We start from the raw sequence: 10,863 nt of genomic DNA on the forward strand, positions 1-10,863 counted from the left end.
CACTCGCCCCGCCGCGACCCCCCGACGCCCATCCCGCCGGTCCCGGGCCTTCCGACCTGCGGGCCCTCGCCCTGCGCCACGGGCTCACCGTCAGCGGCGCCCGTCCACCGCTCGCCGCCTACCTGCGGGACCTGTGGGCGCGGCGGCACTTCATCACCGCCTTCGCCACCGCCAGGCTCACCGCCCAGTACAGCCAGGCCCGGCTCGGGCAGCTCTGGCAGGTGGCGACCCCGCTGCTCAACGCGGCCGTGTACTACCTGATCTTCGGCGAGCTGATGAACACCCGCGAGGGCATCCCCGACTTCATCCCGTACCTGGTCACCGGGGTCTTCGTATGGTCCTTCACCGCCGGGACGATCACCGCCGGCACCCGGGCGATCAGCGGGAACCTCGGGCTGGTCCGCGCCCTGCACTTCCCCCGGGCGAGCCTGCCGCTGGCCCTGGCGCTCCAGCAGCTCCAGCAGCTGGCGTTCTCGCTGGCCGCGCTGGCCGGCATCCTGCTCTGCTGCGGGATCACCCCCCGGCCGTCCTGGCTGCTCGCCCTGCCCGCCCTCGCCCTCCAGGCGCTCTTCTCCACCGGCGTGTCGATGGCGATGGCCCGGCTGGCCGCCCGCACCCCGGACATCGCGCAGCTGCTGCCGTTCGTGCTGCGGACCTGGATGTACGCCTCGGGGGTGATGTGGAGCGTGCAGCAGGTGGTGCACGGCGGGCGGGTGCCGTACGCGGTCGGGCTGGCCCTGGAGCTGAACCCCGCGGCCGTCTACATCGACCTGGTGCGCTTCGCGCTCGTCGACAGCTTCACCGCCGAGCAGCTCCCGCCGCACGTCTGGGCGATCGCGGCAGGCTGGGCGGTGCTGGCGGCGGTGGGCGGCTTCGTGTGGTTCTGGCGCGCGGAGGAGGCGTACGGCCGTGGCTGAGCGACAAGACGAGCGCACCCCCACCGTGGTGGTGGACGGCGTCCACGTCAGCTACCCGGTGCCGGCCCGCCGGGAGACGGTGCACGCGGTCCGGGGCGTGAGCTTCGCGGCGTACGAGGGCGAGGCGATCGGGCTGGTCGGCACCAACGGCTCCGGCAAGTCCACTCTGCTCCGGGCGATCGCCGGCCTCCAGCCGCCGACCCGGGGCCGGGTGTACACCCGCAGCAACCCCTCACTCCTCGGGGTGAACGCCGCCCTGATGGGCGACCTGACCGGCGAGCGGAACGTGATCCTCGGCGGCCTGGCCATGGGGATGTCCCGGCGGGAGATCCGGGCCCGGTACGCCGACATCGTGGCGTTCTCCGGCATCGACGAGAAGGGCGACTTCGCCTCGCTGCCGATGCGCACCTACTCCTCTGGGATGGGCGCCCGGCTGCGGTTCGCCATCGCCGCCGCCCGTTCGCATGACGTGCTGCTCATCGACGAGGCGCTGGCCACCGGGGACGCCCGCTTCCAGCGGCGCAGCCGCGAGCGGATCGCCGAGCTGCGGGCCCAGGCCGGCACGGTCTTCCTGGTCAGCCACGGAAACGCCGCCATCCGCGCCAGCTGCGACCGGGTGCTCTGGCTGGAGGCCGGGGAGCTGCTGATGGACGGGCCCGCGGACGAGGTGCTCGACGCCTACGAGGCGCACACCGGCAAGCCGTAGCCCCCGCATCCGCAGGGCGGCCGCACACAAAGGGCGCATATAGGACCATCAGGCTAGATTTTCCTCTGATGGCTACGAACCGTGCAGAACAGGACCCGGAGCGTACGCAGGGCGAGGCGGCCCCTCCTCCGGAGCCGGCCCCTCCCCTGGAACCGGCGCCTTCCCCGGAGCCGGCGGGCCCGCCGGACCGGGCGGCCTCCGCGCCCGCACGCCGCCGCTCCCGCGGCCCCGACGGCCGCCCGGTCGCCGAGCACACCGACCGCGGCAAGCGGGTGCCGCCCCGCCGCACCCCGCTGTTCACCGACCGCACCGCCGTGCTGCCGCTGGCCCTGGTCTGGCTGCTCACCCGCGGGCTGATGGTCGTGCTGCTGCTGCGGGACAACCTCGGCATCGGCGGCGTCTCCCGCGAGGTGTACGCGCTCTACCAGCACTGGTACGAGGTGCTGGCCGACCGCACCTTCCCGCCGGGCGACGTCACCTGGCAGTACCCGCCCGGCGCCGGGCTGGTGATCCTGGCCCCCGGTTCGGCGTCGCAGCTTTTGAGCTATTTCCAGGCGTTCGTCGCCCTCGCCCTGCTGGCCGACGCCGCCATCGCGTTCGCCCTGCTGCGCCGGGGCGGCGGCGGGGCCTGGCTCTGGGTGGCCGGGCTGCCGCTGCTGCTGCATCTGCCGCTGGCCCGCTACGACCTGTTCCCCACCGCGCTGGCGGTCTTCGGGCTGCTGGCTCTGCTGGCCGGGCGCAACCGGCTCGGCGGCGCGCTGGCCGGGCTCGGCGCGATGGTGAAGGTGTGGCCGCTGCTGATCCTGGCCGGGCTGCCGCGCGGCCGCCCCTCCCGGCGCGGCTGGACCTCGGCGCTGCTGGCGGCGGGCGCGCTGCTGCTGGTGCTGCTCTGGGGCTACTCCCACGTCGGCGACTTCGCCGAGCAGCAGGGCGGCCGGGGGCTCCAGATCGAGTCGCTGGGCGGCAGCGCGCTGGCGCTGGCCGGCCTGGCGGGCTGGTGGGACGGCGAGGTCCGCTACCGGTTCGGGGCGTTCGAGCTGGCCGGCCCGTACACCGAGACCGCCGCGCACGCGGCGCTGGCGCTGTCGGCGGTGGCGCTGGGCTGGCTGCTGCTGTGGCGCTGGCGGTCCTGGGCGTGGAGCCCGGCGACCCCGGCGGACGCGGCGCTGACCGCGGTGCTGCTGTTCACGGTGACCAGCCGGGTGATCAGCCCGCAGTACCTGGTGTGGCTGCTGGCGCTGGCGGCGGTCTGCCTGACCTGCCGGGACAGCGTGATGCGGCGGCCGGCGCTGCTGATGGCGCCGGCCGCCGCGCTCACCTCGCTGGGCTATCCGATCCTGTACGAGGACGTGATCGCGCTCGGTCCGCTGGGCACCGTGGTGGTGGCCCTGCGCAACCTGGTGCTGCTGGCGGCGACCGCCGTGGCGTGCCGCCGCCTGTGGCTCCAGACCGTGCCGGGCCCGCCCTCCCTCAAGGGGCTGTGAGCGGGCCCGGACGGCCGTGTGCGGCGTACCGGCTCACCGACGCGCCGGAGGGGAGGGCGGCCCCGCGGGGGCGCCCTCCCTTCCCGTATCCGCTGCTCAGACGTGCGTACGCAGCAGGGTGCGCATGGTGCGCATGGCCACCGAGAGGTTCGCCAGGTCGAAGGTGTCGGAGCTCTGGATCTCCTCAAGGGTGGACCGGGCGCGGCCCAGAAGGGCGGCGTTCTTCCGCTCCCAGGCGTCGAACCGCTCCTCCGGGGTGGAGGTGCCGTTGCCGGCCGCGAGGACTTCGGCGGTCAGGGCCGCGTGGGCGGCGTAGAGGTCCTCGCGGATGGAGGCGCGGGCCATGGACTGCCAGCGGTCGGAGCGGGGCAACTCGATGATGCGGTCCATGAGCTGGGTGATGGACAGCCGGTCGGCAAGGTCGTAGTAGACCTCTGCGACGGCCAGCGGATCCTTGCCGGTCCGGTCGGCGATCGCCACGATGTCCAGCGTCGGGAAGGCCGAGGAGAAGCCGGCCACCCGCAGCGCCAGCTCCTCGGGGACGCCGGCGCCGGTCAGCTCGGCGACGATCCCCTCGTACCACTCCTGGTCCGCGCCGCGCAGCAACTGCGGGAGCTTGGCCCACACCTGCTCGACGCGCTCGGCGAAGAAGGAGATGGTCTCGGCCAACTGCAACGGCTGCGGGCGGTTGCCGAGCAGCCAGCGGGTGCCGCGCTCGACCAGCCGGCGCGAGTGCAGCCGGACGCGGGTCTGCACCTCGGCGGCGACCCGGTTGTCCAGGCCCTCGACCGCGTCCCAGACCTCGCCGAGGCCGAAGATCACCCGTGCCGCGGTGTGGGCCCGGACGATCTCCTCCATGGAGGCGCCGGTCTCCTCGCGCAGGCGGTGCAGGAAGGTCGAGCCGCCGGTGTTCACGGTGTCGTTGACCAGCACCGTGGTGATGATCTCCCGCCGCAGCGCGTGGGCGTCGATCTGGTCGCCGAACTCCTCCCGCAGCCGGGTCGGGAAGTAGGCGTGCAGCAGCTGCGTCAGATACGGGTCGTCGGGCAGCCCGGTGTGCACCAGCTCCTCGGCGATCGTGATCTTGGTGTACGCGAGGAGGACGGCCAGCTCGGGCTGGCTGAGCCCCTTGCCGCCGTTCAGCAGCTCGCGGATCTGCCGGTCGTTGGGCAGGAACTCCAGGGCCCGGTCCAGCCTGCTCTCGCGGCCCAGGCGGCGCATGAACCGCTGGTGGGCGTGGAGCAGTGAGGGGGACTGGGCGACGGCGTTGGCGAGCGCGGTGTTCTGCGCGTAGTTGTTGCGCAGCACCAGCGAGCCCACCTCGTCGGTCATCTCGGCGAGGATCCGGTTGCGCTGCTTGACGGTCATGTCGCCGTCGGTGACCAGCGCGTTGAGCAGGATCTTGATGTTCACCTCGTGGTCGGAGGTGTCCACGCCGGCGCTGTTGTCGATGGCGTCGGTGTTGACCCGGCCGCCCGCGTGGGCGAACTCGATCCGGCCGAGCTGGGTCAGGCCCAGGTTGCCGCCCTCGCCGACGACCTTGACCCGCAGGTCCTCGCCGTTGACGCGGATGGCGTCGTTGGCCTTGTCGCCGACGTCGGCGTGCGACTCGCTCGCGGCCTTGACGTAGGTGCCGATGCCGCCGTTCCACAGCAGGTCGACCGGGGCGGAGAGGATGGCCCGCATCAGGTCGGCCGGCGTCATCTTGGTGACGCCCTCGGCGATGCCGAGCGCGGTGCGCAGGTGCGCGTTGACCGGGATGGACTTGGCGCTGCGGGGGTGGATGCCGCCGCCCGGGGAGAGCAGGGTGGCGTCGTAGTCGGCCCAGGAGCTGCGGGGCAGCTCGAACAGCCGGCGCCGCTCGGCGTAGGAGGTGGCGGCGTCGGGGGTGGGATCGATGAAGATGTGCCGGTGGTCGAAGGCGGCGACCAGCCGGATGTGCTCGCTGAGCAGCATGCCGTTGCCGAAGACGTCGCCGGACATGTCGCCGACGCCGACGACGGTGAAGTCCTCGCTCTGGGTGTCGTGGCCCAGCTCGCGGAAGTGCCGCTTGACCGACTCCCAGGCGCCGCGGGCGGTGATGCCCATGCCCTTGTGGTCGTAGCCCGCCGAGCCGCCGGAGGCGAAGGCGTCGCCCAGCCAGAAGCCGTAGGCGACGGCGACCTCGTTGGCGATGTCGGAGAAGGTGGCGGTGCCCTTGTCGGCGGCGACGACGAGGTAGGTGTCGTCCTCGTCGTGGCGGACCACGTCGGCCGGGGGCACGACCTCGCCGGCGACCAGGTTGTCGGTGATGTCCAGCAGCGCCGAGATGAACGTCTTGTAGCTGGCGACGCCCTCGGCCAGCCAGGCGTCGCGGTCGGCGGCCGGGTCGGGGAGCTGCTTGGCGACGAAGCCGCCCTTGGCGCCGACCGGCACGATGACGGTGTTCTTCACCATCTGCGCCTTGACCAGGCCGAGGATCTCGGTGCGGAAGTCCTCGCGCCGGTCGGACCAGCGCAGACCGCCGCGGGCGACCTTGCCGAAGCGCAGGTGGACGCCCTCGACGCGCGGGGAGTACACCCAGATCTCGAACGCCGGGCGGGGCGCGGGCAGGTCCGGGATGGCCTGCGGGTCGAACTTCATCGAGACGTACGCGTGCGGCTCGCCGTCCTGCGCCTTCTGGAAGAAGTTGGTGCGCAGGGTGGCCTTGATGACGGTGAGGAAGGAGCGCAGGATGCGGTCCTCGTCCAGCGAGGCGACCTGGTCCAGGGCCCCGTCCAGCTCCTCCAGCAGCCCGTCGGTCAGCTCGGTGCCCGCGCTCTGCCGGCCCGGGGACATCCGGGCCTCGAAGAGGGAGACCAGCAGCCGGGTGGTGTGGACGTTGTGGCGGAGGGTGTCCTCCATGTAGTCCTGGCTGAAGGTGGCGCCGGCCTGCCGCAGGTACTTGGCGTAGGCGCGCAGCACCATGGCTTGCCGCCAGTTCAGCCCGGCGGCCAGCACCAACTGGTTGAAGTTGTCGTTCTCGGCGCGGCCGGTCCAGGTGGCGGCGAACGCCTCCTGGAACCGCTCGCGGGCGTCGTCGGCGAGGTAGTCGCCGTTGCCGACGGCGCCCTCGGGGAGCCTCAGCCCGAAGTCGTAGATCCAGGCCTGGGTCCGGTCGGCGCAGCGCAGCTCGTAGGGGCGCTCGTCGACGACCTCGACGCCGAGCCGGTTGAGCACCGGGAGCACGGCGGACAGCGAGATCTGCGGGCCGGTCCTGTAGATCTTGAAGCGGCGCTCGCCGGGGGCGGAGCCGACCGCCTCGTACAGCGAGAGCGCGAACTCCTTCTTCGCCCCGTCGTCGCCCACGAGCTGTTCGAGGTGGGCGAGGTCGGAGACGGCGGCCCGCGGCGGGTGGTCGGCCTTGTAGCCCTCGGGGAAGGCGCCGGCGTAGCGGCGCAGCAGCTCGGCGGCGCGCTCCTCGCCGAACTCGGCGTTCAGCGCCTCGCCGAAGCCGTCGGACCAGGAGCGGGCGGCCTCCACCAGCCGGGCTTCGATCCGCTCGGCGTCGGCGTCGGTGAGGGCGGCCAGCTCGGTGCCCTGCGGGACGCGGACGACGAAGTGGATGCGGGAGAGGATCGACTCGGTGTTCCAGGCGGTGAAGTCGACGCTGGTGCCGCCGAGCTCCTCCTTGAGGATGTCGATGATCCGCAGCCGGACGCCGGTGGTGTAGCGGTCGCGCGGCAGGTAGACCAGCGCGGAGTAGTAGCGGCCGTACTCGTCCTGGCGCAGGTAGAGCCGCAGCCGGCGGCGCTCCTGGAGGTACAGCACGCTGGTGACGATCTCGCGCAGCTTGTCGGCCGGGGTCTGGAACAGCTCGTCGCGCGGGTAGGTCTCCAGGATCTGGAGCAGGTCGCGGCCGTCGTGGCTGTTGGGCGAGAAGCCGGCCGCCTCCAGCACCTCGGCGACCTTGCGGCGGATGACCGGGACGCGGCGCACCGACTCGGTGTACGCGGCGGAGGAGAACAGCCCGAGGAAGCGGCGCTCGCCGACCACATTGCCGTCGGCGTCGAACTTCTTCACCCCGACGTAGTCGAGGTAGGAGGGGCGGTGCACGGTGGAGCGGCTGTTGGCCTTGGTCAGGACGAGCAGCCGGTGCTCGCGGGCCTTGGCCCGGGCGTCGGCGGGGAGCCGGTTGAACGACGGGGAGACCGGGTGGGCCTCGTCCTCGGCGTGCTGGGGGTCGGAGCGCAGGATGCCCAGGCCGGTGCCGGGGACGGCGGTCAGCGCGTCCTCGCCGGCCAGGTCGTACTCGCGGTAGCCGAGGAAGGTGAAGTGGTCGGCGGCCAGCCAGCGCAGCAGCTCGCGGGCCTCCTCGACCTCGGTGCCGGTGACCTCGGGGGCGGTGGGCTCCTCGGGCAGGGCCTCGGCGATGCGCAGCGCGGAGTCGCGCATCTTCTCCCAGTCCTCGACGGTCTCGCGGACGTCGGACAGCACGCGCAGCAGGTCGCCGGTGATCTGCTTGAGGTCGGCCCGGTCGGTCTCGCGGTCGATCTCCACGTGGATCCAGGACTCGGTGAGCGCGTCGTGGTGCTCGGCCGCGGCGGCGCGGTCGGTGAGCACCTCGATGAGCCTGCCGGTCAGGTCGCGGCGGACGAAGACCTGCGGGTGGACCACGACGTGGATGCCGCGGCCCTGGCGGGACAGCTCGTTGGTGACCGAGTCGACCAGGAAGGGCATGTCGTCGGTGACGACCTCCACCACGGAGTGGCTGCACGTCCAGCCGTTCTCCTCGACGGTGGGGGTGTGCACGCGGACGTTGGCCGTGCCCTGGGGCCGGTTCTCGGCGAGCCGGAAGTGGGAGAGCGCTGCGCCGAAGACGTCGACCGGGTCCCGGTCGGCGAGGTCCTCGGGCGCGGTGTGCAGGTAGTAGCGCCGGAGGTACGCGAGGACGGTGTCCCGGTCGGGTCGTTCGTGCTCGGCCGCAGTCCGGAGTTGCCCCCCGACCGGGCTGTTCTCAGCTACCCGGGCCGCTCGTTCGAGCAGCTCGGCCTTGGCTTCGTCCAGCTTGGTCTGCATGTCCTCTGGCTCCTGTCGCGCGCCGTTGCGTGACGTAGGTGAATGAAAGGGAGACACGACGCCACGACGTGAGGTTTCCGATGTGGAGTGACGCTATGCCGCCGTGAGAGATGTCCGGGCCGCTGTCGGCCGCTTGTCCCGTCCTGGGCGGATGATGCCGCGCACCGGTCCGGAGGGACGTTCCAGCGCTCGCCCGGGCGCGGTGGCGCTCCGGGCGGGTGCCGGGGGCTTCGCTGCCCCCGAGGCGTATCGCGCTGATCACGGGTCAAGGCTATCGCCCCGGACCGGGGGACCGTCATGAGCCGTATGTGTACAAGAGAGGGCCCCGAAGTTTGACACTCCGGACAGTGCTCGCTCGCAGAGGTGACCCATCATGACCGAGAAAATCCTCATCGTGACCGGGGACGCGGCCGAGTCCCTGGAGGTGCTCTACCCCTACCAGCGACTTCTCGAGGAGGGGTACGAGGTGCACATCGCCGCCCCCAGCCGCAAGCGGCTGCGGTTCGTGGTGCACGACACCGAGAGCGGCCACGACACCTACACCGAGAAACCCGGCTACACCTGGCCGGCCGACCTCGCCTTCTCCGAGGTGGAGCCGAGCCGGTACGCGGCCGTGGTCATCCCCGGCGGCCGGGCCCCCGAGTATTTGCGCAACGATCCCGAGCTGCGCAAGATCGTGAAGTCCTTCTTCGACGCGGACAAGCCGGTGGCGCAGATCTGCCACGGCCCGCTGCTGACCGCGGCGGTCGGCGCCCTGGACGGGCGGCGGGTCACGGCGTACCCGGCCCTGGAGTTCGACATGCAGTCGGCCGGCGCGACCTTCCAGGACGTGCCCACCGTGGTGGACGGCCCCCTGGTCTCCGCCCGGGGCTGGCCGGACCACCCGATGTGGATGCGCGCCTTCCTCGACGTCCTGCGAGGCGCCTCACCGAGCCCCTGAGGCCGCCACCCGAGACCTGCACCCTGAGGCCCCTCGGCCGAGACCCGGCGCTTAAGGTCCCGCGCCCGGGGCCCCCGGCGGAGACCCGCGCCCGAGGCCCGGCGCTGAGGCCCACGCCAAAGAGTCCGCGCCTGGGGCCCCGCCTCCGTGCGCCTCAGCCGGACATCTCCTCCGCCACCCGCACCGCCTCCTCCAGGGTGTCGACCACCGGCACGCCCACCCGCTCCAGGCTGGCGCGGCTGTGCGAGCCGCCGGTGTACAGCACCGCCCTCGCGCCCACATGGGCGGCCGCCACCGCGTCGTCCGCCGCGTCTCCGATCACCACGATCCGCTCCGCCGGCACGCCCTCCAGCGCGGCCAGATGGCGCACCATGTGCTCCGCCTTGCCGCCGAGCGCCGCGCCGACCCGGCCGTCCACCCGGAGGAAGTGCTCCTCGATGCCGTGCCGCCGCACCACCGGCACGAGCTGCTCGTGCGGGGCCAGCGACAGCAGCGACTGGGTGAGCCCGGCGGACCGCCGCGCCGCCAGCAGCTCGGCCGCGCCGAGGGTCAGCGCGCAGGCGTCCGCGCCGGACCAGTAGTGCCGGTGGAAGGCGGCGTCCATCACCTCCCACTCGCCGGCCGACGGCAGCCGCCCCAGCAACCGCTCGTAGAAGGCGGTGACGGGGACGCAGTACAGCTCGCGGTAGCGCTCCAGGGTGAGCGGCGGCAGGTCCATCTCCGCGAAGGCCGCGTTGGTCGCGGCGATCACCGCGGCCATGTCGTCGAACAGCGTGCCGTTCCAGTCCCACACCAGGTGGGTGCCGTGCTTCCCCGAGCGCTTCACCATGCCGGAGACGGTACCGGCCGCCACTGACAGCGCTCCCGGCCGCCCGCCGCGGGGCCGACCCTCACAAGCCCCGGCGGATCAGGCGACCGGGCCCGGGATCCACCGGATCGAACGCTCAGGTGATCAGGTGATCAGGCCCGGGATCTCCTGCACGCCGAACCACAGCAGCTCGTGGTCCTCCGCGCCGTCCACCACGAACTGCGCGTCGTCGTCCCCGTGGTCCGCCGCGCCCAGCGCGTCCGCCGCCGCCGAGACGTCCGCCTCGGCGTCGTCCGCGTCCACGTGCACCGCGGCGGCCTTGGCCAGCGGGACCGCCGCCGCGATCCGGACCTCGCCCACCGAGGAGTGGTCCAGCGGACCGTCGGGGTCGGCCACCGCGTCCCCGTCCGGCACGTCCACGGCGAGAACCACCCGCCGCCGCGGCAGGTCCGGGACGGCGGCGATCATCCGCAGCGAGGCGGCGGCGGCCCGGCTGAGCGCCGCGTACTCCAGCTCCTCGATGTCGTCGGAGACGTACCACTCGCGCAGCCCGGGCGTCACCGCGTACGCGGTCAGCGGGCCGGGACCGACCTCGCCCGCCGTATGCGCCTGTGCGAGACCGGCGAGGGTCAGGGGGACGTACACGCGCATGGCCGAAGGTCGCTTTCGTCGTCGTCTCGACCGTCCGCACGACAGCCGTCTCGATCGTCATCAGGATACGTGCGGGGTCCCCCGTGGGGGTGGCCGGCCGCCGGGGCCGGGCGTCAACCCGGCACCGCGCGCCGCCGCGCGGGCCCGGCTTCCGCCGCCCCCGCCTCACCCCAACCGGTGACGTCCTGAGTCGATCACCCTAGGTAGTCGAACCATTGCGCACGGCAGCCGCTTCCCGTAGAAGGTGCTCACCCAAAGTTACCGCCCGGTAGTCACCGGGCCTCCAGCGAAGGGGCGATCACCATGAGCACCACCGCGAC

General features: G+C 72.8%; 7 protein-coding genes. 4 read left to right on the forward strand and 3 right to left on the reverse strand.

Going from position 1 to position 10,863, the window contains the following annotated elements; all coding sequences use genetic code 11:
• The 3 genes from C6N75_RS20085 to C6N75_RS20095 all read left to right on the forward strand — a co-directional run.
• Positions 1-917 (forward strand): ABC transporter permease (locus C6N75_RS20085; protein ID WP_407703248.1); only part of this gene is annotated, 917 nt, incomplete at its 5' end.
• Positions 910-1,623, forward strand: a complete 714-nt coding sequence (locus C6N75_RS20090; protein WP_105870304.1) for an ABC transporter ATP-binding protein — start codon at positions 910-912, stop codon at positions 1,621-1,623. The genes C6N75_RS20085 and C6N75_RS20090, both read left to right, overlap by 8 nt.
• A gap of 68 nt (positions 1,624-1,691) precedes the next feature.
• Entirely contained in the window at positions 1,692-3,107 is a 1,416-nt protein-coding gene (locus C6N75_RS20095; protein WP_265737440.1) for a glycosyltransferase 87 family protein, read from the forward strand.
• Between the two features lie 96 nt (positions 3,108-3,203).
• On the opposite strand, the gene C6N75_RS20100 is transcribed toward C6N75_RS20095, so the two are convergent.
• Positions 3,204-8,144 carry an NAD-glutamate dehydrogenase gene (locus C6N75_RS20100; protein ID WP_105870305.1) on the reverse strand — a complete coding sequence of 1,647 codons (4,941 nt, stop codon included), beginning with the start codon at positions 8,142-8,144 and terminating at the stop codon, positions 3,204-3,206.
• Positions 8,145-8,517: 373 nt separating this feature from the next.
• On the opposite strand from C6N75_RS20100, the gene C6N75_RS20105 reads away from it, so the two are divergent.
• The gene (locus tag C6N75_RS20105) at positions 8,518-9,084 is read left to right on the forward strand and encodes a DJ-1/PfpI family protein (RefSeq protein WP_105870306.1); all 567 of its coding nucleotides are present in this window, start codon (positions 8,518-8,520) and stop codon (positions 9,082-9,084) included.
• A gap of 154 nt (positions 9,085-9,238) precedes the next feature.
• On the opposite strand, the gene C6N75_RS20110 is transcribed toward C6N75_RS20105, so the two are convergent.
• The gene (locus tag C6N75_RS20110) at positions 9,239-9,913 is read right to left on the reverse strand and encodes an HAD family hydrolase (protein ID WP_105870310.1); all 675 of its coding nucleotides are present in this window, start codon (positions 9,911-9,913) and stop codon (positions 9,239-9,241) included.
• A 123-nt stretch (positions 9,914-10,036) separates the two neighbouring features.
• Positions 10,037-10,543 carry a DUF6912 family protein gene (locus C6N75_RS20115; RefSeq protein ID WP_105870307.1) on the reverse strand — a complete coding sequence of 169 codons (507 nt, stop codon included), beginning with the start codon at positions 10,541-10,543 and terminating at the stop codon, positions 10,037-10,039.
• Positions 10,544-10,863: the final 320 nt, after the last annotated feature.

It is taken from the genome of Streptomyces solincola, assembly GCF_002982015.1.
GTDB classification, from domain to species: Bacteria; Actinomycetota; Actinomycetes; order Streptomycetales; family Streptomycetaceae; genus Streptomyces; species Streptomyces solincola.